At 31.6% G+C, this 22,635-nt stretch carries 21 protein-coding genes; 7 read left to right on the plus strand and 14 right to left on the minus strand.

What is annotated here, in order from left to right:
- Positions 1-74 precede the first annotated feature (74 nt).
- Both F1592_RS02510 and F1592_RS02515 read left to right on the plus strand, forming a co-directional pair.
- On the plus strand, positions 75-515 hold the full coding sequence (locus F1592_RS02510) for a LytTR family DNA-binding domain-containing protein (RefSeq protein ID WP_011275020.1): 441 nt from the start codon (positions 75-77) through the stop codon (positions 513-515).
- Positions 512-964, plus strand: coding sequence for a DUF3021 domain-containing protein (locus F1592_RS02515; protein WP_037535828.1), 453 nt, complete (start codon positions 512-514; stop codon positions 962-964). Before F1592_RS02510 ends, F1592_RS02515 begins: the two co-directional genes overlap by 4 nt.
- Before the next feature lie 87 nt (positions 965-1,051).
- On the opposite strand, the gene mqo is transcribed toward F1592_RS02515, so the two are convergent.
- Positions 1,052-2,530, minus strand: coding sequence for a malate dehydrogenase (quinone) (mqo, locus tag F1592_RS02520; RefSeq protein ID WP_037535826.1), 1,479 nt, complete (start codon positions 2,528-2,530; stop codon positions 1,052-1,054).
- Between the two features lie 311 nt (positions 2,531-2,841).
- Between mqo and F1592_RS02525 the strand changes: the two genes are divergently transcribed.
- Entirely contained in the window at positions 2,842-3,993 is a 1,152-nt protein-coding gene (locus F1592_RS02525; protein ID WP_053016593.1) for a glycosyltransferase family 4 protein, read from the plus strand.
- Positions 3,994-4,122: 129 nt separating this feature from the next.
- Here the strand turns inward: F1592_RS02525 and F1592_RS02530 are convergent, their stop codons facing one another.
- On the minus strand, positions 4,123-5,724 hold the full coding sequence (locus F1592_RS02530) for an L-lactate permease (protein WP_011275016.1): 1,602 nt from the start codon (positions 5,722-5,724) through the stop codon (positions 4,123-4,125).
- A 377-nt stretch (positions 5,725-6,101) separates the two neighbouring features.
- Between F1592_RS02530 and F1592_RS02535 the strand changes: the two genes are divergently transcribed.
- Positions 6,102-7,790, plus strand: a complete 1,689-nt coding sequence (locus F1592_RS02535) for a CDP-glycerol glycerophosphotransferase family protein (protein ID WP_053016592.1) — start codon at positions 6,102-6,104, stop codon at positions 7,788-7,790.
- A 176-nt stretch (positions 7,791-7,966) separates the two neighbouring features.
- On the opposite strand, the gene F1592_RS02540 is transcribed toward F1592_RS02535, so the two are convergent.
- A complete protein-coding gene (locus F1592_RS02540; protein WP_053016591.1) occupies positions 7,967-8,482 on the minus strand; it encodes a GNAT family N-acetyltransferase in 516 nt (171 codons plus the stop codon).
- Between the two features lie 166 nt (positions 8,483-8,648).
- Between F1592_RS02540 and F1592_RS02545 the strand changes: the two genes are divergently transcribed.
- Together F1592_RS02545 and tatC are read left to right on the plus strand one after the other, a co-directional pair.
- Positions 8,649-8,879 carry a twin-arginine translocase TatA/TatE family subunit gene (locus tag F1592_RS02545; protein WP_370444502.1) on the plus strand — a complete coding sequence of 77 codons (231 nt, stop codon included), beginning with the start codon at positions 8,649-8,651 and terminating at the stop codon, positions 8,877-8,879.
- Positions 8,830-9,576: a twin-arginine translocase subunit TatC gene (gene tatC / locus F1592_RS02550; RefSeq protein WP_053016589.1), complete on the plus strand. Its 747-nt coding sequence runs from the start codon at positions 8,830-8,832 to the stop codon at positions 9,574-9,576. Before F1592_RS02545 ends, tatC begins: the two co-directional genes overlap by 50 nt.
- 68 nt (positions 9,577-9,644) lie before the next feature.
- On the opposite strand, the gene F1592_RS02555 is transcribed toward tatC, so the two are convergent.
- Genes F1592_RS02555 through efeO form a run of 3 tightly spaced genes read right to left on the minus strand, consistent with a single transcriptional unit; the run spans position 9,645 to position 13,457 of the window.
- Positions 9,645-11,390, minus strand: a complete 1,746-nt coding sequence (locus F1592_RS02555) for an FTR1 family iron permease (RefSeq protein WP_149809414.1) — start codon at positions 11,388-11,390, stop codon at positions 9,645-9,647.
- Positions 11,371-12,597: an iron uptake transporter deferrochelatase/peroxidase subunit gene (gene efeB / locus F1592_RS02560; RefSeq protein WP_149809413.1), complete on the minus strand. Its 1,227-nt coding sequence runs from the start codon at positions 12,595-12,597 to the stop codon at positions 11,371-11,373. The genes F1592_RS02555 and efeB overlap by 20 nt, the downstream gene beginning before the upstream one ends.
- Entirely contained in the window at positions 12,594-13,457 is an 864-nt protein-coding gene (gene efeO / locus F1592_RS02565; protein WP_037535813.1) for an iron uptake system protein EfeO, read from the minus strand. Before efeO ends, efeB begins: the two co-directional genes overlap by 4 nt.
- 346 nt (positions 13,458-13,803) lie before the next feature.
- On the opposite strand from efeO, the gene F1592_RS02570 reads away from it, so the two are divergent.
- Positions 13,804-14,799, plus strand: coding sequence for an acrylyl-CoA reductase family protein (locus tag F1592_RS02570; RefSeq protein WP_149809412.1), 996 nt, complete (start codon positions 13,804-13,806; stop codon positions 14,797-14,799).
- Between the two features lie 107 nt (positions 14,800-14,906).
- Here the strand turns inward: F1592_RS02570 and F1592_RS02575 are convergent, their stop codons facing one another.
- The 8 genes from F1592_RS02575 to F1592_RS02610 form a co-directional block, all read right to left on the minus strand.
- The gene (locus F1592_RS02575; protein ID WP_053016581.1) at positions 14,907-15,308 is read right to left on the minus strand and encodes a GNAT family N-acetyltransferase; all 402 of its coding nucleotides are present in this window, start codon (positions 15,306-15,308) and stop codon (positions 14,907-14,909) included.
- A gap of 25 nt (positions 15,309-15,333) precedes the next feature.
- The gene (locus F1592_RS02580; RefSeq protein ID WP_037535806.1) at positions 15,334-16,365 is read right to left on the minus strand and encodes an NAD(P)/FAD-dependent oxidoreductase; all 1,032 of its coding nucleotides are present in this window, start codon (positions 16,363-16,365) and stop codon (positions 15,334-15,336) included.
- Positions 16,366-16,560: 195 nt separating this feature from the next.
- Positions 16,561-16,977, minus strand: coding sequence for a DUF2871 domain-containing protein (locus F1592_RS02585; RefSeq protein ID WP_037535805.1), 417 nt, complete (start codon positions 16,975-16,977; stop codon positions 16,561-16,563).
- A gap of 204 nt (positions 16,978-17,181) precedes the next feature.
- A complete protein-coding gene (locus F1592_RS02590; protein WP_149809411.1) occupies positions 17,182-17,793 on the minus strand; it encodes a YcnI family protein in 612 nt (203 codons plus the stop codon).
- Positions 17,794-17,806: 13 nt separating this feature from the next.
- Positions 17,807-19,054 carry a copper resistance CopC/CopD family protein gene (locus F1592_RS02595; RefSeq protein ID WP_037535802.1) on the minus strand — a complete coding sequence of 416 codons (1,248 nt, stop codon included), beginning with the start codon at positions 19,052-19,054 and terminating at the stop codon, positions 17,807-17,809.
- A gap of 244 nt (positions 19,055-19,298) precedes the next feature.
- On the minus strand, positions 19,299-20,657 hold the full coding sequence (locus F1592_RS02600; RefSeq protein ID WP_149809410.1) for an MATE family efflux transporter: 1,359 nt from the start codon (positions 20,655-20,657) through the stop codon (positions 19,299-19,301).
- A gap of 113 nt (positions 20,658-20,770) precedes the next feature.
- Positions 20,771-21,199, minus strand: coding sequence for a MarR family winged helix-turn-helix transcriptional regulator (locus tag F1592_RS02605; protein WP_037535798.1), 429 nt, complete (start codon positions 21,197-21,199; stop codon positions 20,771-20,773).
- 157 nt (positions 21,200-21,356) lie between these two features.
- Positions 21,357-22,634: a YhgE/Pip domain-containing protein gene (locus tag F1592_RS02610; protein WP_037535796.1), complete on the minus strand. Its 1,278-nt coding sequence runs from the start codon at positions 22,632-22,634 to the stop codon at positions 21,357-21,359.
- Position 22,635: the final 1 nt, after the last annotated feature.

Genomic DNA, 22,635 nt, shown 5'->3' on the forward strand with positions numbered 1-22,635 from the left:
ATCTACCATTTAATATTGTTCTAAAAATTTTCTATACATTTGTGGTTAAATGACGTTGAGGAGGCATTAGTCGAATGAAACTACGGTTACACATATCACCCGAAGAAGATGAGAAGTATATCGCGATTCACGCACCTGAATTTGATGATGAAGTACAGCAAGTTATTACAAATATTGAAGATTTGAATAGTTTAAAACAACTCTATGGCAAACAAGATGACATGATCCATATTATAGAAATTCAAACCATCATTAGTTTTCGTACACATAAAAATCAAGTCATTGCAATTAGAGATGGCGAACAATTTAAATTGAAAGAACGATTATATGAACTTGAAGAAAAACTTCCTACTTCATTTATTCGAATTTCTAAATCTGAAATTGTAAATATAAATAAGATTAAAAAATTGCAATTAGAACCTAATGGTTTGATTAGAATTTATTTGCAACATATTGATTATACCTACTCCTCTAGAAGATATTTAAAATCCATAAAGGAGAGACTTTCATTATGAGAAAATTATATCAATTTGTTAGTATTTCTTTAGTTATAGGTTTAGCACTTTCTATCATTTTTAGTTATATCAATGCTGGCGGTGAATATTATCCAATTTCACCAGTTACAACACTAGGTAAGTTATATTATTCACACTTGTCTGAACCAATAGTAATGCTCATCGCCATTTGTTTGTGGCTTTTAATTGGTGCATTATTTTACTTAGCAAACTTTTTCTTTTCGCACACAGATTGGAGTATCACACGTAGCACATTAATGCATTTTATGTTAAGTTATATTGGATTATTACCAATTGGTATTTTATCTGGATGGTTTTCGATAAGTGTTTCAAATATATTTATTTTCACATTCTATTTCATCATTATCTACATCATTATTTGGATTATAGAGTTTTTAAAAAGTAGAAAATATGTTTCTGAAATCAATAACCAATTAAATAAAAAATAATTACTAATGGTAAAGCTCCTTATAAATTAAACACTTAAAGTGCAAACTTTATAAGGAGCTTAATGTGATTTTATATTGAAATGATACTTATTTTACATTTAAATATTTTTGAATTTCTTTATTAACAGCTCGATAGACGTCCTCATGTTCTGTTAATTTAAGTCCGAAAGAAGGTACCATTTCTTTAATTTTCGGAATCCAATTTTTAAATTCATTACCATAACAACGTTGTAATAAATCTAACATAATATCTACTGCAGTTGATGCACCAGGTGAAGCACCTAATAATGCTGCAAGAGAACCATCATCAGATGTAATTACCTCAGTACCAAACTGTAAGTTACCTTTACTATCTTCAGTATCCTTAATCACTTGTACACGTTGACCTGCAACAATAACTTCCCAATCTTCGTCTTTTGCATTAGGTACAAATACACGTAAATCATTCATACGATCTTCATGTTTTAACATAAGTTGTGATACGAGATATTTAGTTAAATCTATTTCTTTAACACCTGCTGATAACATTGTTAATAAATTATTAGGTTTAACTGAACGTATTAAATCTAAATTTGAACCTGTTTTTAAGAATTTAGGTGAAAAGCCTGCAAATGGGCCGAATAATAAAGCACGTTCACCATTTACAAATCGTGTATCTAAATGAGGTACCGACATTGGTGGTGCACCTACACTTGCCTTACCGTAAACTTTAGCATGATGTTTTTCGATAACGTCTTTATTAGTACAACGTAAGAACAGACCACTTACTGGGAAACCACCGATATGTTTTGATTGCTTGATACCTGTTTTTTGAAGTAATGGTAAACTTGCACCGCCGGCCCCAATAAATACAAATTCTGATTCATACGTATGACTTTGTCCAGAATTAAGATCTTTAACAGTCACTTTCCAGTTACCATTATCCAGTTTCTCAATATTTTCAACTTCTTGTTTATAAGAGACTTCTACATTTCTTTCTTTTAAATTAGAGATGAGTTTTTTTGTTAGTGCACCAAAGTTTACATCTGTCCCACTTTCATCACGAGATAATGCAATTGGAACATGTGATGTTCTTCCTTCAACCATTAAAGGTACCCATTCTTTAATTTTTTCACGATCTTCAGTAATATCCATTTTTTCAAATAGTATATTTTCTTTTAATGCTGCTACTCTGTTTTTAAGGAATTTTACATTGAAGATACCTTTTACGAAACTCATATGTGGCACTGATTGAATGAAGTTAGATGGATTTTCTAATTGTCCAGTTCTTACTAAATGTGCCCAAAATTGCTTAGATACTTGGAATTGTTCATTGATTTTAATTGCTTTAGTAATATCAACAGAGCCTTCTTTGCCTTCTTTAGTGTAATTCAATTCACAAAGTGCAGAATGCCCTGTGCCAGCATTATTCCAAACATTTGAACTTTCTTCACCAGATTGTTCTAATTTTTCAAATATTTTAATTTCTTTGTCTGGAGATAATTCTTTTAATAACGTACCGAGTGTTGCGCTCATTATACCGCCACCTATTAAGATGACATCTGTTTTGCTATGTTCTGAACTCATAACAATACAGTCCCCCTTTTTTTCACATCTTTAGTCGATAGGAAATTGATCTTGGCTTAATAAATTAAAACGCTTTCTTTATTTATTAAAATTTTTAATATTAACTTTACGCAGAACGTAAATCGACTTTTTTAATAACTAGTTTAATTATATACATAATCGTTCTATGAAAAAAGTGTTTACATAAAGTTTTCATCTTTTATCAGGAATAAAGGATAGACATACAATATCTTAGTTAGCATTGGCTATTACTATTAGACACATCTCAGAAATGCTATAATTTTCTATTATGAATTATTTGAGGTGTAACTATGAAATCATTCACATTTTTCATGCATAATATTTATGCATTAGGTGGAACAGTTAAAGCAGTTTCTGAATTAGCTAATACACTTGCCGACAAAGGACATCACATAGAAATTATTTCTGTGTTTCGAGCTCAAGACGAGCCTTACTTTGAAATAAATGACAAAATAAAAATACAGACATTAGTAGACTACCGTTTAAAACCTCAGAACACTAAAGCAATAATGATGAATCGTTTAAATAAATATACTTCACTATTGAAACCAAAAGAAATAAATCAGTTTGAGCCGGGGTTAAATCAATTTTCCAAGTATGTAGAACATAAAATGATTAAAGCAATTAAAAAAGTTGATACAGATGTACTTGTAGGTACTAGAGCGAGCTTTAATATTTTAATTTCAAAGTATCATTCAAACAATGTCATAACTGTGGGAATGGAGCATATGAACCTACATGCACATCCGGAAAATTATCAACAAGATATACTCACTGCCTATCGCAACATAGATTTAGTCACAACGCTAACTCAACAAGATCAACTGAATTACGAGCAACAAATCGACACACCTGTTTACACAATTCCAAATATCATCAATCCAGTAAAACATGATACTAAGAAAGAAAATATCATTATTAGTGCAGGTAGATTAGAATTTGAAAAAGGGTTTGATATTTTAATAGAAAGTGTTCGCCGTATTCAAAATGACCTTAAGCGATTGAATTTTAAAGTAGAAATATATGGTGATGGTCAAGAGCGTGGACATTTGCAACAATTGATTGATCAGCATCAATTAAATGATTTAATTACTATCTATCCTGCAACTCAACAACTTAATACCAAATTATCTAACAGTAAAATTACTGTGGTACCGTCGAGAAATGAAGGCTTTGGTATGGTTTTATTAGAAGCTATGGCTCAAGATAATATTGTTATCAGCTTTAAAGATACACTTGGACCTGCTAGCATTATTAATCATAATTCCAATGGCTATTTAGCCAATTATGGTGATGCTGGTTCTTTAGCAAAATATATAGACATCGCTATTAACCACGTCGATGAAGCTAGTCAGATGATCAATGAAGGACATGTTACTTTGAAGCATTATACGCCTAACACGGTTTATGAAAAATTTATGACCGCAATTAATAACGTTTAATTCTACTTATAATTATGTTTATTTGTGGGGACTGCTATGAATATTCAAAAAGCCCGTAAACGAATTTTCACAATTCATTTACGGGCTTTTTTTGAAATAATTATATCTTAGAATAATATTGTATATTAATTACAGAATTAGAGATAAGATAAATGTCCAAATACAGATGAAGATTAGTAATCCAACACTGTAACGTAATGTCATTTTAAGTAATTCTGATTCTTTACCTACTTCTTTAACAGCAGCAGTCGCAATTGCTATTGATTGAGGTGAAATTAATTTCGCTGCTACACCACCCACTGTGTTTGAAGCTACTAGTAATGAACCACTTGTTCCAATTTGTTGTGCAACTGAAGCTTGAATTGGTGCGAATAATGAGTTGTTATTAACAACTGATCCTGTCATAAATACGCCAATCCAACCTAAGATTGGTGATAACACTGGGAACACGTTTCCAGCTTTAGCAATACCTTGACCCATTGCTGCACTTAAACCACCATATGTAGTGATTTTAGAGATTGCTAAGATGAAACAAATTGTTAATACTGGTAACCATAGTTCTTTAAAAGTTACACCGAATAAACGTCCTGCATCTCCGAAACTTACTTTCTTAGCCATTAATACTGTAATAATAATTGTAATTAAAATCGCTGTACCAGTTTGACCAATAAAATTGAAACTTAACATAATTGGTTTATGAGCGACTTCACTGAAAGTACCTGGTAAATTAAAGTTAAGCACTAATGAAGATAATTTACCATTTGGTAAGAATAAGTTTTTAAAGAATGGTGCGCTCCAAATCATAACTACAACTGTTAATATAACAAATGGACTCCATGCATAGATAATTTCTTTTGCATTGTGATGTTTTGCCGGTTCAGGTTCCACATCTTTCTGTACTCTGAAAATATGTTTTGGTTGGAATTTTCTAGAGAATAAAGCTAAAGCTCCCATAGTTACTAATGGTGGGATAATATCAGCTAATTCAGGTCCGTTAAATACTGTTAGTAAACCTTGTAATACTGTATACGTAACAGATACAACTAAGATAGCAGGTAATGTTTCTTTTACACCTTTTAAACCATCAATGATAAAGATAAGTAAAAATGGTATAAAGAAGTTAATAATTGCTAATGTTAATGTAGATGTTTGAGATACGCCCATTGCGTGAACGCCACCTGGTAAGTGTAGTGTATCTACAACACCTACTGGAATTCCTATAGCACCGAAAGCACCTGAAGCAGCATTTGCTACTAAGCATAACATTGCAGCTTGTAAAGGTCTAAAACCTAATTGAGCAAGTAATAACGCACAAATTGCAATCGGTACACCAAAACCAGCAGCACCTTCTAAAAATGCATTAAATGAGAAACCAATAAGTAATAATTGTATACGTTGGTCTTGTGAAATACTTGTAATACTGTCTTGAATCGTATTAAATTGACCAGATTCTTGAGTGATTTTATAAAGTAATACTGCCATCATGACAATATAACCAATCGGAATAATACCTTGATAGAATCCTTCTACAACACCACCTGTTGCAATGCCAAGTGGTAATTTGAAGAACGGGATAGCAATAAGTAACGTAACAACTAACGTTGTGATAGCTGCATAGATACCTTTCATTTTAAAAACGGTTAAGCATAATAAGAATAGAATAATAGGTACTGCGGCTATTAAACTAGATAATACCAAATTATCAAATGGATTAAATGTTTGAACTAACATAATTCTGACTCTTCTTTCCTTTAGTTTGTATTAATGATCACTCTAGCGATATTGACAATTGAAGTTTGAGCGTACTTCTAATTGTTATATTGTTTATTAGTTTGTCGACAAGTTAATAATGCTAGATTTCACAAATTTATATCTTGTGAACTTTTTCACAATAAAAATATACCATCTTTCTACTTAAATGACAATACTATATAGTACTTTTTATAAAATTTTTGTTAAATTTTCAACAAAATAAAATCCCACTATTTTTCAACGAAAATTTCCAAACATTTCAATTATATAATGATGTGATTTTTGTAAATATGAATTTTTTTTAGTCACATGGTAAAATATATTTAAGAAATTTAAGAGTTAAAGGACAATGTATGATGATTAAACAAATAAATATTTCTAACATGCGCCATCTTGCATTACAATTAAACAAAGCCAAATCAGCTGGTTTTTCACATTTCATTCCTTATTCAAATGATATTAAAATCAATCATGATATGTTGGAAGCTATAGACTTAACACATAATTCAATAGCAGTAGATTATACTTTAAATGGTTTATATTTAAATGACTGTCGTTATTTTGGTGAGGATACATTAACATTTTTATCATGGATGAAAAATATTAACCACTATCCTAATATTATTTTTAATATTGAACGTGCTTTATTACATTTATCTAAGTATGATATTCAATCTATTATGGATTTAGCCGTTATTTCTGTTTTAAAAGACGAAATTGATATAGACAATCACGTCGTTTTTGATTTCATCAATGAATGTCGCACTAGCCATGCTTTTTGGGTATCATTAGATACATTCGATATTAAAAAAATAAATCATTTTGATTTGAACAAATTGGCATACATTCATGGTCACTCTATACCTTACAGTAAATTCAAATATCCGGGTAAAGAAGATGAAATGCGCTTTGTAGATAGTTGGCTTATCACTACTAAATTTAAATTACCCAAATGGATTTATAGAAAGATGCAAAATCATGCATTAAAAAAGCATCGTAATCTAAGCTATGTATATGATAAAGATCCTTCAAAAGTTAAAAATCATGTTGTGTTTTTAGGATTTGATTATGGTTATAGAGGTAACTCTAAATATTTATTCAATTATTTTGTGAAGAGAAATCCTACCACTGAAGCTTATTTCATTACTAACGATAGACGTGGACCATACTTTTTACCTACTGATGCTGAAAATAATAAAGAACTTATTGAAACAGCAAAAATTGTAGTCATTGAAAGTTATATTCCTGATGAATTTAAACCAAATGGTACAGTTATTCAATTGTGGCATGGAACCCCAATTAAAAAATTATTCTTAGATAGTAAAGAACCAGATCAAAATAAAAATATTTATAATTACAAAGCGCGAAAGTATAATAAATGGCTAAAACAAGACTACCTTTTAACAGATTCCGAGGCAGCTACAGGCTTATTTGAAACGGCATTTCCAAATCAACATACGGAACTGATTTCATATGGTTATCCAAGAATTAGCTATTTACTACATTATCAGAATGATAAAAATCATCAGAAGAAAATTAAAGATGCATTAAATGTTGATCGAACAAAGCCAATATTATTGTATGCACCAACATGGCATGCTACAAAAGATTCAACTGAATTGATGTCGATTTCACCAGAATTAATAGAAGAATATCACGTCATTTTCAAAGGCCATATAGAGGATGACATGACACTTCCAGAAGATGCAATTGAAGCGCCAAATCATATTGAAACTCAAGATTTATTATTAATATCTGATGTCGTAATTACCGATTATTCTTCAATTATCTTTGATGCTTTAACTATTGGCAAAAAAGTATGTCTCTATACACCAAATCATGCGGCCTATCAACAAGAGCGTGGTGTTTATGATGATGTTATGGAAAGTTTATCTAAAGTTTGGTATACAGATGAAGATTTGTTACACAATAACTTAATCCATCATACATTGACTGATATTTCTAATCATCCACTCGTGAACCGTAATAACACCTCACTAAAAAGACTAACTCAACTTATGCGTGATATTATCAATAATAAATAATATATAGCCTGGGACATAATTCAATGTCTCAGGCTACATATATATTGGCAGTAGTTGACTGAATTAAAAAACGCACTGTAAAAGTTTTTTTTAATTCTAATCAACCTTGCCAGGGGATGGATCCCCGAACCCCAACTCCCCTATTTTATTAGCACCAAACTCTATTCGTTCTATAGCTAAACTTCTCTTTCCATTATTAAATCTATATCGACTACTTCACCTGTTATAAATTCATGTTGTCCTGTGACTTCAAAGCCGTGCTTCTTATAGAATGATAATGCCTGTTGATTATGTTCCCATACACCTAACCAAACTTTATTTTTATTTAGTTCTTTCGCTTTATCAAGAGCCAATTGAATAAACTTTTGTCCTCTTCCCCCACCTTGATAAGTCTTGTAGAAATAAATTCTTTGAATCTCCAAATAATCTTCACCTTTAGGTTCAGTTTGAGCATTACCGACATTAAGTTTTAAATACCCTGCAATTTGATCATTCACCTTGTAAAAATAATGAAATGAATTAGGATTATTTAATTCATTTAACAACACTTTTTCATTATAGCTTTCTTTGAAAAATTGATTAAAATCCTCATCTGAATATTCTCCTTCAAACGTGTCAAAAAACGTTGTCTCAGAAATTTGACGTAAGTCACTCACATCGCTATTTTCAATCATTGTTATATATTCACTCATCATTCTAACCTCCTAAAATACCGCTCATTATTCATTTTTTATTTTGTAACTTATTCCCTATTAACATGCCACTATGCATTAAATTCGTTTTATTTGTGAACAGAGCAAATTTCTATTGATAATATTTATCAATAAGTATAAAGTATAGATGATATTATTAACAATAATGAGTGAGGTTATCAATATGTTTGTATTAGGAATTACAGGACCGACAAGTTTAGTCGTTATTAGCATAATTGCATTAATAATTTTCGGACCTAAAAAATTACCACAATTTGGCCGAGCAATTGGTAGTACTTTGAAAGAATTTAAATCTGCAGCAGAAAATATAGATACAGATGAAAGTCATGATACTCCCAGTAAAGAGTCAAAACAACAACGAGAACACATTAAATAGTAATACACTTCTAGGACACTTTGATGAACTACGATCGCGTCTCGTCAAAGTGTTCATCGCTTTTATTGTTGCAACGATAATCGTATATGTATCATCACATTGGTGGATGAAACCATTTATACACTATATTAAACGTGCACATGTAACACTACATGCATTTTCATTTACTGAAATGATTCAGATTTACATTATGATTATCTTCTTTGTAGCGTTGTGTTTAATTATACCTATTGTGTTTTACCAATTATGGGCTTTTATTGCACCTGGCCTCCATGTTAATGAACGGGGATTTATTATTAAATATAGCTTATGGTGTGCACTATTATTTATAATTGGAGTTGCATTTGCGTTTTTTATAGGATTTCCATTAATTATAAATTTCTCTTTAACATTATCTGAAGTTTTAAGTATTGAGCCTGTTATTGGTTTTAAAGCCTATTTGCATGAGTTAATACGATGGTTGCTAATTTTTGGTGTTCTTTTTCAACTCCCAACATTATTTATGGGGCTAGCTAAATTTGACTTAATCGATGTTAATGAACTTAAACACTATCGTAAGTATATTTATTTTGGTTGTTTTGTAGTGGCGAGTATTATTGCCCCACCAGATATTACTTTGAATTTATTATTAACATTGCCTTTGATTATTTTATTTGAATTCAGTATGTTTATCGCAAGAATTACACAACGATCATAATATCTAATAAACCTCGAGTACTTGTTATTCCCACAAGTCTCGAGGTTTTATTTTACTATTCATGATAATTAGTTTAGATTAGTATTCTTTTGTTTGTTTTGGCGATTTTTTAAAATGAAGAACACAATAAACACTATATATATTAATTGAGCTACTATTGATTCAATATTAGGATAAAATCCTATAAAACCAATTGTAGGTAAACCTTCAATACCATGCTGTGGAAGTGTGCCTAACAATTGTAGTTTTTGAATACTTACACCAAGCATTTTGAATGCCATAATAAAAATTAAAATTGAAAGTACTCTAAAGATGTAATAAATTGGAATAAGTTTCACTATAAATCTAAATAATAATGCGAAGATAATTAAAATTACAATCGCTAAAGCAATACCAATTACGAAGTCCATTGTTGTAATACTGCCTATCATACCCATGTAGAAAATAATCACTTCTACACCTTCACGTAAAACAGAAATTAATCCAATTGTACCTAACAATACTAGATTACCGTTACTAATAGCGTTTTGATACATATTTTGAATCATATCATTCCAACGTTTAGCACTTGATCGTCTATGCATCCAAATACCAACGATATACATTAGAACCACTGCAATTATTCCTAGTGTAGCTTCCATTCCTTCTCGTAGTAATCCATTATTGCCTAGCGTTTGTATGAATACAACTGCTAACGTAATACTTAGTATTAAGCCTAATATTGAACCACCTATAACACTAGCTGTACCTTTATTATCTTTAACATTACGTGTCATTGTAGTTAATGTCATAATGACCAACAATACCTCTAAACCTTCACGTAAAAAGATAATCATAACATCTACAAATGTATAACCGTCTTGACCAACAGTGTCTTTGATATCATTGTTGATGTCTTTTAATCCGTCTTTAACGCGATTTTTGTTACTCTGGTCTAGAATACTTTGATAATACGGTATTTTATCTTCAATTTTAGTATATAATGAACCGTTTTTTGTTTGAATTTTCCCTTCAACATATGGCCAAATTTGAACAAATTTAGATAATGCCGCATCAGTTTGATCTAAATTATTATCTTCTATCCCTTTAATCGCTTTATCTAACTCATCATTTAGTTGCGTTACTTTATATTTACCATTATCTGAGCTGGATTGTTTTTGATCGACCGTATCAATACTTGATTTGAAGGTTGTCCAGGCATTGTCTACTTTCTTAGTATCTAAAGGTTCTTTTTGGATAGCAACACGTAGTTGCATTAAGTTAACTTCAATTTGTCCATATTTACCTTCATCATAGTTTCTTATGGCTGTTTCATGAGTCGTCCAAATTTGATTTAAACTATTGTTAATTGATTGTAGCTCTGACTCATTTTTACTTTTGATTGCTTTTTTAATAAGATCATCTTTTGCAGCAACTTGTTGCTTCAATGTTTTAATCTCACCGCTGATATCTTTGGTAGAAACTGCATCTTCATAAGCGATTAATGATTTAGTTAACTGTGATAATTTATCAGCTTTAGCATTCATTGAAGAGGCTTTATCTACCGCTTCAAGTTTTGACTTTACGTCTTTACCTTCTTTGTTATCTTTAATATTTAAAGCTTTTACTTTTTCTTTAATATCAGCAAGTGCACTTTGCTTTTCTTTTTTACTTTTATCTTTATCTTCTATAGTTGATTTTGCATCAGTTATCGCTACATACACATCACTTATTTTGCTATCATCTGCAGCACTCACTTGATGTGCTGGGACAATTCTAATAACCGTTAGAGTAAGGACTAGCGCAACGACTAATTTAGTTAAATAAGGTTTCACCGATATAGCCTCTCTTTTTTACACCTGGTAACACAAGGAAGGATGCAGAACCTCGATGCGTAATATATTCATTTAACTTATCACTGTGTCCTAAATTATTTTGAATATCAATAAATTGTTGTGTTGATTTTTGGAAACAAATAAACATTAATCCTGTTTCCAACGCACCCGTTTTGGCATTTGTTCCATCATTATAATTATATGCACGTCGTTTGATTGATGTTTTCACTTCACGTGCTAGTCGCGCATGCGCGTTTGGATCGATAACATATTGACCACTGCTATCTTTAGCGTCTAAATCTATATTGTCGAATTCTTTTTTACCGGTTAATGGTGCTCCGGATGCTCGTTTACGTCCGAAAGTAGCTTCTTGCTCTTCTAATGATGTACGGTCCCATGTTTCTATATGAATTTGAATGCGTCGAATAATGCAATACGTTCCATTTTTAGCCCAACCGTCGTCAATGAAGACATACTTTTTAAGCTCGTCATTTTTACGAGGATTAACTGTACCATCTTTAAATGCCATTAAATTTCTAGGCGTATCTTCTAGTTTGCCAGAGACAAAACCATTTTGTGACCATTTCATTTTAACAACATCTCTAAAAGGACGAATTAAGTTGTGAATCGCATGGAATGTTACTTGTGGATCATTTGAACACGCTTGAATCATAATATCTCCATCACTGTATTCATCATCTAGTTGGTCATTAGGAAAATGTGGTAAATCTTTAAATCCAGATGGGATTTTTGATGACATACCAATCTTTTTCAAAAATGATTTACTAATACCGTATGTCAATGTTAATTTACTAGCACCTAATCCGATTGATTCTCCAGTATCCACAGGGGGTAATAATTCATTTTGACTATCTTTTTCGGCAGGTGCACCATCGGTCATATTAACTGACATTTGCGTCCACTTCTTAAACATGTCTTTAATCGCTTGTTTATCTTTAGTCTTTAACTCTAATGCAACGAAGTTACAATTTTTTTGTGTCGGTGTTGTAATACCTGCTTGTACACGTCCATAAAACTCAAATGCATCTTTATCTTCATTCTCAGGTGTATCGAACATCGATTTAAATGAAAAAATACTGCCTGCCCCGCTAGCACCGATAACCACACCAGCGCCACCTATTCCTAACATTTTTAGAAAAGAGCGACGAGATACTTGGTCACTTTGATTATGATCTATTTTACTCATTCTGTAACCACAGCCATTTTACTTAGAGGTTCACCAAGTGAATTCACAGCATCTGATAGAGCTTTTCTATCTTCTTTAGTAACTGCACTATAATCTTTGAAGCCATCACCGTCTTTATACTTGTCTAATAGTTGGTTAACTTTATCAAAGTTCTTTTGAATATCAGCACTTAATTTTTTATCTTTTTTATTTAACTCAGGTTTAAACAATTCGTAGATTTTTTGTGCACCTTCGATATTAGCTTTAAAATCGTATAAGTCTGTATGTGAATAAATCTCTTCTTCACCTGTAATTTTAGATGTTGAAACTTCATTTAATAAATCAACTGATCCTTGTAACATTAATTTAGGAGTTATATCTAAAGTATCTGCTTTCGCATCTAATTCTTTAGCATCTTTTAATAATTGATCTGCATCTTTTTTAGTTGTTTCATCTATTTTATTATCTTGATAAAGTGATTTCTCGATCTTATGATAACCTGTCCATTGATCTTCTTTTTTCTCTTCTTTCATATCTGCTAAACGAGCATCAATCTTAGGATCTAAATCACCAAAAGCTTCCGCAACAGGTTCTGATCTTTCATAATACATACGTACTTTAGGATATAATTCTTTCGCTTTATCCATATCATCTGCTTTTATAGCTGCAACAAATTTTTCAGTTCCATCCAAGAATTTATCAAGTTGACCATCTGTATACTTTTCATATTCTTTAGTTGCTTTTTGTAATGCTGCTTTGTTTTCCCCTTTACTACTCTGCGATTGCTTATCTTTATTACTATTATCGTCACTATGACTATTGTTGCCACAAGCCGCTAAAAGTAAAGAAGATGCTAATAAAATAGTTGGTAATTTTTTCATTATGTATTCACCTCAATATAGTTTAGAAGATTATCATTTGAAGATGAATCGTGTAATTATGTATACATTATATTTAACACCAACTTAATATCGTTGTTATGTCGTCTTTTATATTCATATAAACACTTTTAATTTTTCAATTGATAATCATTATCAAATTTATTATAGATTTAGCCCAATAAAGTGTCAATAACAATTCAAATACATTTTTAAATAAAAATTTTTTTATTTTTTGAAGCTCAGAGACTTTTAATTTACCTTTTATTTATAAGGCTTTGAAGCATACAACTGGTTTATTAAGGGTATAAAATAACCACTAATACAATATATAAAGGAGTCACATAATATGAGTAATCAATTTAAAGCTTTTTTAGTGGATAAAAACAACGATGGAAGCGTTAATAGTGACTTTACTCAGTTAACTACTGATGATTTACCTGAAGGTGAAGTCTTAATCAAAGTTCATTATTCAGGAATTAATTATAAAGACGCATTAGCTACAACGGATAATAATCAAATCCTTAAATCTTATCCTATGGTTCCAGGTATAGATTTAGCTGGTACCGTTGTTAAATCAGAAGATCCAACAATTAATGAAGGTGAAGAAGTCATTGTAACAAGTTATGATATGGGTGTAAGTCATTATGGAGGATTTAGTGAATACGCACGTGTAAATTCCGATTGGGTAGTTAAATTACCTGATAATATGACTTTAGAAGAAGCTATGATTTATGGCACAGCAGGCTATACAGCCGGTTTAGCTATTGAAAAATTGGAAAAAGCTGGTTTCATGACACTGGAAGGTGGCAAAGTACTTGTACGTGGCGCATCTGGTGGTGTAGGTGCATTGGCAGTGCTTATGCTTTCTAATTTAGGATATAAAGTAGTTGCTAGTTCAGGAAACAAATATGCCGGTGACAAACTAGAAGCTTTAGGGGCGAATAAAATTATTGATCGTATTACAGATAATGATGAGAAGCCATTAGGTTCAAGAAATTGGCAAGCTGCCATTGACCCTATTGGAGGAAATGGAACACCTTATGTCACTAATCGTATAGATAATAATGGTGGTGTCGCGCTAATTGGCTTAACAGGTGGTGTTTCTTTTGATACAACTGTCTATCCATTTATTTTAAGAGGCGTAAGTCTAGTTGGTATAGATTCTGTATTCACACCAATAAAATTACGTGAGCGTGTTTGGAGACGTTTAGCAACTGACTTAAAATCTGACAAACTTCATGATATTAAAAAAGTCATTTCATTCTCAGAATTACCAGATGCGATTTCAACTGTTTTAAACCACGATAATTTCGGTCGTATTATTATTGATTTTGATGCATAGTTAAATCGAAAAAAACCACTAGGACAATCCAGTCTCATTATCATAGAATGAAACAATATAAATACATGTTTTTCTATGATTTCGATTTGTCCTAGTGGTTTTTATAATTAAAACACGATATACATGCCACCTGATTTTGGTTCAGTAGTCTTGAATCCAAATTTTTCGTATAGTTTGTCAGCTGGATAGTCTGCTATCAAACTAACATAAGTTCCCTTTTCAGCTACGGAATTAATATATGCCATTATTTTTTCCAAAATAACCCTACCATAGCCCTGTCCTTGATAATCTGGATCAACGGCTATATCTACAATTTGAAATGCCGTTCCACCATCACCTATAACTCTGCCCATTCCAATCAATTGTTGATCTTCATAAATCGTAATATTGAAACAGCCATTTGGTAAACCGTTTCGAGCTGCAGCTACTGATTTAGGGCTCATTCCTGCCTTAACTCTTAAGTCACAATACGCTTGAACCTCTGGTGGCTCATTAGAATATCTAATCATTATTTTCTATCCCCTTAATATAATCTTATATATATTGATTAATAACTTTTTTATTTGATTCTTTGAATACATCATTGTGACTTGAAACATATCCTTCTTTGTATGCATCAGGATCAATGTAAGTTTTAGCTAAGTTTGCGGCATTTCCAGCATCACTAAACGCGCTAGCAATGAGGTGTACTTTAGCATCATGATGTACAATATCCCCACAAGCAAAGATGCCAGGAATATTTGTTGTCGTGTTGCCAAAGCCTTTAACGCGATATTCATCGTATAAATCAAGTTTAGATGTACAGTCTTTAAGTAGTGGATTCTCATGATCAAAACCATGACTAACAATAACATCATCAAACGCTTGTGTCGTAACTTCTCCAGTCTCAATATTTTCAAGTTTTACTTCTTTAATACATTCACATTTATTGTCACCTATTAACTCTTTAATTTGTGTTTTAGGCAACAGGTTCACATTTAACGCTTTAAGTACACTTATCATTGCTTCATAGCCTTTAATGTCTGATTTTCTATAAACAAGTGTAATCGAATTTGCAATATTAGCTAAATCTCTTGCCCAATCTAAAGCAGTGTTACCCCCACCAGAAATTAGAATATCTTTTCCCTTAAATTTTGAGAAAGATTGCACAACATAATGTAAATTTGTTAAACGATAACGCTCTGCATCTTTAATTTGAAGAGGCTTAGGATTAATAATCCCTCCGCCGACAGCAAATATTACAGCTTTTGACTCATAAATTTTTCCGCTATCTGTTTCTACTTCGAAATGTCTTTCTTCTATTTTGCGTATATCTGTTACACGTTCGTTTAAATTAACTTTAGGGTTGAAATGTAAGCCTTGGTTAATCATATCTTTAATGATTTCATTGCATGGTTTAGGCGCTACACCACCAATATCCCAAATAATCTTTTCTGGATAGATTTGCATTTTTCCACCTAATTTATCTTGTACGTCAATGATTCTCACAGACATTCCTCGTAAACCAGCATAGAAACTCGCAAATAATCCAGCAGGTCCACCACCAATTATAGTTACATCTTGCATTGTTAATCCTCCCAAGATTATGTCCCATTTCGAATGATAATTATTATCATTATTTTGCCTTAATTATACTATATGTGCATATATTATTGAAGAAAATCATATCTTAATTGCAATTCTACTTTATTAGCTAAAAAAAGACTTTTCATCAATAACACGATTGTGCTATTAAAAATGAAAAGTCTAACTTCAAATCAATTAATCTCTTGGTTCTTTGAGTGCTGCTTGTCGAATTAAGAAAAATAACAATAATAATCCTGCTAGCATTCCTGTATGACCAATACCTGCAAATCCAGCAAATGCTTCTGGAGAAAAGCTTTTCCCTAATACTTGGAATGTTCCTTTCGTTACCATCATACCAATGGTTGCCAAAACACTAATGTTATAAACGATGAAGAACCAGTTAAATAAATAGTAACTACTTAATTTAAATACCTTTTCTAATGGTATCAGTATTAAAAACATAAACATACCTAAAATTAGTGTATGCGTATGTACAATAGATAATTGTGTATCACCCGTAAAATGATGTGCTTTTGTCAATTCTCTATAGTAGAACCCGCTGAAAAGTCCCAAGATCATGTAGACCAAAAATGCATATAATAATCGTCGCATAAACAATGCCTCCCTCACATTAATATTATAATTTATTATCATCAACTTTACAGTGACAATATTTGTAATATTGAGTCACTTGTTAATAAATCGAATTATGAGAGTGAGGGATTTTAACTGAGTCAAACTTGATATACAATTTAATTCAGTTTAATAAGTTATGCCTAATTACAAAGAGACTTGGTCCTGGCCTCACTCGTTACATTATTTATTTCTTGAATGTTTAAATAATGCGACTAATGATAATATAATTGCGATGATTGACACAATCCATAAAGCAATTGAGCCACCTGAAGATGTTTGTTCACTAGCAGTATCTTTTGATTTTTCATCTTTTACATCTGCTGCATTAGCATTCTTTTTAACTTCTAACGTTGGTGCTGGGTGTTCGCTATTTTCTTTTCCAGTCCATTTAACTTTATCATCGTTATCATAGGTTTGAATTGCTTTAAATGCATACTTACCTTCATCTTTAGGGCTGGCTACAACAATAGGAAAATCCATAAATTCATCTGGCCCAATGCCTTTACCTTTAGCAGTCCAAATAATTTTAGTATTGTTACCTTTTTTATCTTTATCTAACTTATACTTATAGCCCTCTACTGGTTGTATATTAACAACTTGAACTTCTTTTGGAACTTCTAATTCTACTTTTTCAGTATGATCTTTTTGTTCTACAGGAACTCTAACATCTACTTTTTCATAAGATTCTGGGTCAACTGCTTTTGGGTTTAAAGTAACATGCGCATCTGCTACTTTAAAGAAACCTAATGTAAAAAAGAGTATGAAACTTGTCGCTAATAATTTTTTTATCATCTTTTTTCTCCTTTTATGGAATACTGATTTGGCTCATAATTACTCCGACTAAAATAAGTAATATACCAATTAAAACTTCTATAATTAATGAAGATTTATTTACTCTATTACGTTTATTGAGTGCACGTGTTGTTTGCAATAATCCCAATAACATCATCATTAAAGTACCAAAAACTTTAATTAATAAGAATACCGTCCAAGTTTGCATATTTGTCCAAATTGACAAAATCTTCGTTTGATCAATAGACATTAATACACCTGAAATAATGATTATTGCTACCGCTGCAGCATTAACTTTGAATAATATTTCTCGCAATAAATCTACGGCATCTTTTTTACGTGTAAATACTGAAATCAATAAATAGCTTAATGCACCTAACCATAAACTAATACCTATTAAATGTAGTGTTCTTAGTATGATAGACCATAGTGGTACGCTTTGTGACCATGCATGCCCTGACATACTCATTGCTAGAATCATTGCAATAGATACAATCCAGTACCATGATTTCTCCATGTTTCTTAAGACGAATAAACCACTTAATACAATTAAAGCAATGGCACTTAATATGTAAGGGAATTGTGTTATTGCACTAGGCTCAAGGGATAGTATTGCATCTAATACATCCGAAGACAATGTCATTAAATAAAGTACAAGTGACATCAAGTATGCCATCATCATTATTAAGGACACTGCAATATGTCTAGGAAATACATCGAATGTAGATAGGTTATTACGTCGTGCAATACCATTTAACCAATATAGACCTACAAGAATTATCGTTGCACCTTCAGCTATGTATCTGAATAACCCAAACCAGAAATTAGGTTTTTCGTAAAATGCTGGAGATGTATCAACACCGTTAGCTGTCTTCTTACCTACTGAAAACTCAAAACGATCACTAATCTCATGACCGTCAGCAGAAACTGTATGCCATTCTAATTGCTGTGTCCCTTGTTGAACTTTATCAGTAGGAAATGTAAGTGTCTTAGAATGTCCGGTTGTTGTAGGATCAATATCTCCTACTTTATCCCCTTTATCATTATATATTGTAATACCTGAGTATTCAGCGTTAACGGGTTCATTAAATGTTAACTCTATCGTATTAGGCGCTTTCGATATAACCCCATTTTGTGGTGGTGTAGTTTTTTCCAAAGTTGCATGCGCAGATGCGACATTATGAAGAGTTGGAATTAACAATAATAAAAACATCATTATCAATGCCAAAGCTACTTTAGAACTTCGTTGTAAATTCACCATTGACGTCCTCCCATAAAATTTTGCTCATTTACTTATGATAAAATAATGCGTGCTATTTAACAATAATTATTCTAATTTGTCACTTTTTATCCAAAAATAAAAGCGAGACTGAAATCGAAATCATTTCATCGCCTCGCTCACCCAATTTATAAAATTATAGATTATAAACAACTTATTATTAGTGCTATTGCCGGTTTCAATTCATTTAGCCAGTATTTTTTCGTGCTGAAGTCACTATACTATGTTATTCCGCTTCAATTAAAGTTGCTTTATCAACTGTTAATCGATTTCTTAGTGAATACACAATAAACATAGCTAAAAATGCACATACTGTTTCAGCTATTAATAATGACCAAATGACACCACTTAAGCCAAATAAGCTATTTAAGACAAATAGAATTGGAATAATAACTGTTCCTTGTGCGATGGCCATTATTGTAGCCCCACGACCCTGTCCAGTAGCTTGCAACATGCCAGTAAATAAAAATCCAATGCCATTTAAAAGTAATGATGTCATAGTCACTTTTAAAATAAATGTAGCTAGAGTAACAATTTGAGGATCCGTACTAAATAAATGAACAATTGAATGTCCGGCTACAAGAACGACAGCCATGCAAACTGCAAATATAACAGCAATAGACACGATGACCACTCTAATGGTATCTTTCATTCTTGTTTTATTAGATACGAAATTATACGCAATTAGAGGTACAACACCTTCTGAAAGTCCCATTATGATTAGTTCTGGGAATTGAACAAGTCTAAATGAGATGCCGTAACTTGCTATCGCATAGTTACCATATGTTGCTAAGAATAAATTAACGACTAAACCAGTTACTCCCATTAGAACTACCATCAAGAAAGCTGGAATTCCAATTTTAAAAATTTCTTGCATCATTGCTTTAGTTAGTTTGGCATGTTTGATATTAAATGATAAGGTCTCATTTTTTCTAGAAAAGTAAACAATGAAAAATAACGCCGCAACAGTATTTGAAATTGCAGTACCTAATGCTGCACCTACAACATCTAAGTGCAAACCAAAAATTAAAATAGGATCTAAAATGATGTTTATACCAACGCTTGAAAGCATTCCTATCATAGAAATAATCGGTTTACCAATGGCTCTAGCAAACTGCTCTAAAACGAAAAATAGAATAACGAACGGTGTACTTAAGAATTCAATTTTCAAATAATCACTCGTATAGTTTAACGTTTCACCACTTGCACCTATAATACTAGCTATTTGATCTGTAAATGGTAAGGTTACAACAGCAATAATAAGTCCCAATACTAGACTACTATATATTGAAAAACTACTTACATAATGACTTTTAGTGTAGTCCTTCGCACCTAGCAATCTAGAAATATAAGTTCCACCACCAACACCGAATAAATTACCAAACGCCATCAATACTGCAAATATAGGTAATGTTAAAGAAATAGCTGAAATCATATGACTATTATCTAGGAAACCAATAAAATATACATTTAAGATTCCGTAAATGACACTGAGTAGTGATCCTATCATCATCGGTAATGAGAAATGCATCATCGCTTTAAATATTGATGATTCCTCAAAGTAAAATAATTGTTCGTCTTTCATTTCCATAATCTCCTTTATGTTAGACATCTAACAATTAGATATCTAACTATTAATTTAAAAATTTTGCTAGCTGAATTTCACAACTTGGTTTAAATTACAGCTAGCCATAATAATTACTTTTCTGTCTTAATATTATTCAACATGCGTTCAAATAAGTCCTTAAGTTGTTGCTTCTCACTCTCATTAAAATCTTTAACAAGAATAGCTTCTATATCATCGAAGATACTTACAAAAGATTCAACAAGTTGCATACCTTCTTGAGTTAGTTTTAAATTTTTACGTCTGGAGTCGTCAGGGTCAACCATTCTATAAATAAGTCCTTTATTTTCTAAACCCTTCAATGTTGAACTTACTGTTGATCCCTTTCTTTTAAATGTCTTTAATAATTCATTTTGTGTAATGCCTCGATCTTTGTGCCTGTACATGTAACCTAACGTATGACTTTGTTCTTGTGTAACGTTGTACTCATCTAGTTTACGGTCAGCATAATGTTTCATCTCATGCGCTAACATTCTGACTAAATATTGATACGTTGCATCCATGGTCTCACTCCATTTCGTTAGATGTCTAACGAATATAATACTCCGATTTTAATAATAGTCAATCGATATATTAAAGTTTAAATTTTCTGATTTTTTTATTAAAATAAAACCCCCGATTTAATAGCAATCTGCTAAATCGAGGGATAAAATTAAATTCTTATGATGGAATTTCAGTACGTTTATTACTATGTTTTCTTACAATAGCTGCAGTTAAACTAGATATTGCGCCAAATATAATAAAGCCAATCATCATCCATATAGTTGAATTCATTTCAATGTGACTACCCATGTAGATAATCTCTCTAAGTGTATTTGTATAGTGAGTAAATGGATCAAAGTCATAAACCCAACCTTGATAGCCTTTAGGAAGCATTTGTTTTGGTAATGTTACTAATTGCATGCTAAAGAACATTAAAATAACAAAGATTGGAATTGCTTTCATGCCTAACCACACCATGATGCCTAGAATTAATCCAATAAATCCAAGGATTGATATAGCTAAGAAGAGTGCTACTCTATTAGTATTATTGAAATCAAATCCTAATACACCATGCATGAAGTAGACATAGGCGAAACTTCCAGCAAATGCTGTAATAACTGCTAATAACATTTGGCCTAATGAAGCGATAACTCTGTGTTGAAGTTTGAAGTTATTACTTGTTCTGAAAGCAAAGAATAATAATACTGATGCTACAAGTGATCCCATCCATACTGGCATAAACATTAAGAACGGTGCGTTACCGCCACCTTGATGATCTTTTACTTTATGAATTTCTTTATTATCAACTTTAACAGGATTTGTAATGCCTTTAATATCTGAGGCACTCACTTTAACGTCTTGCTTTTCTAATGTGCTAAGACTTTGAGAAGTAATTTGTTTATTTAAATTATCTCCCATTCCATCAAGTACGTTACCAGTAATGGTAGCTGCTTGCATACTTGCACCTTTATTTACAATAGTTTTAAATGTCGCTTGTTTTACATCAACTTTTTGATTGCCCATTTTTTTCTGCATTTGTTGAACAGCTGCGGCTGGAATTTCGCCTGATTCAACTTTTTCTTTCATTTCTGCTTTTTTACTATCCATTACTACTTTTTGTGTTTTACTCATTGCATTTTTTGAAAAGTCTTTGTTAAAAATAGCTACCCCATAGTATTTTTCATCTTTAAGACCTTTTTTAATATCTGATTCTTTATCAACTTTAACCCACTTAACAGTATCAGAATCACTATCCATTAATTTATCTTCAATTTTTTTCCCGATATTTACTTTATTACCTTGAATGTCTACACCTTTATCATTGTTTACAACGGCTATTGGCAATTGCTTTGGTTTTGGATTAAAAGCTGGATAAAAAGCCAAAGAGAATATAACTAATAATAATATCGCTGCAATAGGTGCAAGCCATAATAGTTTGCTTTTAAAAATATTCATG

The sequence above is a fragment of the Staphylococcus sp. GDX7P312P genome (genome assembly GCF_008385775.1).
GTDB classification, from domain to species: Bacteria; Bacillota; Bacilli; order Staphylococcales; family Staphylococcaceae; genus Staphylococcus; species Staphylococcus haemolyticus.

Coding starts and splice junctions, on each gene's coding strand:
- F1592_RS02610 (WP_037535796.1), bottom strand. CDS start 22,634: ATGAATATTTTTAAAAGCAAACTATTATGGCTTGCACCTATTGCAGCG.
- efeB (WP_149809413.1), bottom strand. CDS start 12,597: ATGAGTAAAATAGATCATAATCAAAGTGACCAAGTATCTCGTCGCTCT.
- F1592_RS02535 (WP_053016592.1), top strand. CDS start 6,102: ATGATTAAACAAATAAATATTTCTAACATGCGCCATCTTGCATTACAA.
- F1592_RS02530 (WP_011275016.1), bottom strand. CDS start 5,724: ATGTTAGTTCAAACATTTAATCCATTTGATAATTTGGTATTATCTAGT.
- efeO (WP_037535813.1), bottom strand. CDS start 13,457: ATGAAAAAATTACCAACTATTTTATTAGCATCTTCTTTACTTTTAGCG.
- F1592_RS02585 (WP_037535805.1), bottom strand. CDS start 16,977: ATGCGACGATTATTATATGCATTTTTGGTCTACATGATCTTGGGACTT.
- F1592_RS02595 (WP_037535802.1), bottom strand. CDS start 19,054: ATGGTGAATTTACAACGAAGTTCTAAAGTAGCTTTGGCATTGATAATG.
- F1592_RS02605 (WP_037535798.1), bottom strand. CDS start 21,199: ATGGATGCAACGTATCAATATTTAGTCAGAATGTTAGCGCATGAGATG.
- F1592_RS02515 (WP_037535828.1), top strand. CDS start 512: ATGAGAAAATTATATCAATTTGTTAGTATTTCTTTAGTTATAGGTTTA.
- mqo (WP_037535826.1), bottom strand. CDS start 2,530: ATGAGTTCAGAACATAGCAAAACAGATGTCATCTTAATAGGTGGCGGT.
- F1592_RS02540 (WP_053016591.1), bottom strand. CDS start 8,482: ATGAGTGAATATATAACAATGATTGAAAATAGCGATGTGAGTGACTTA.
- F1592_RS02600 (WP_149809410.1), bottom strand. CDS start 20,657: ATGAAAGACGAACAATTATTTTACTTTGAGGAATCATCAATATTTAAA.
- F1592_RS02525 (WP_053016593.1), top strand. CDS start 2,842: ATGAAATCATTCACATTTTTCATGCATAATATTTATGCATTAGGTGGA.
- F1592_RS02590 (WP_149809411.1), bottom strand. CDS start 17,793: ATGATAAAAAAATTATTAGCGACAAGTTTCATACTCTTTTTTACATTA.
- F1592_RS02545 (WP_370444502.1), top strand. CDS start 8,649: ATGAGTGAGGTTATCAATATGTTTGTATTAGGAATTACAGGACCGACA.
- F1592_RS02580 (WP_037535806.1), bottom strand. CDS start 16,365: ATGCAAGATGTAACTATAATTGGTGGTGGACCTGCTGGATTATTTGCG.
- F1592_RS02575 (WP_053016581.1), bottom strand. CDS start 15,308: ATGATTAGATATTCTAATGAGCCACCAGAGGTTCAAGCGTATTGTGAC.
- F1592_RS02570 (WP_149809412.1), top strand. CDS start 13,804: ATGAGTAATCAATTTAAAGCTTTTTTAGTGGATAAAAACAACGATGGA.
- tatC (WP_053016589.1), top strand. CDS start 8,830: ATGATACTCCCAGTAAAGAGTCAAAACAACAACGAGAACACATTAAAT.
- F1592_RS02510 (WP_011275020.1), top strand. CDS start 75: ATGAAACTACGGTTACACATATCACCCGAAGAAGATGAGAAGTATATC.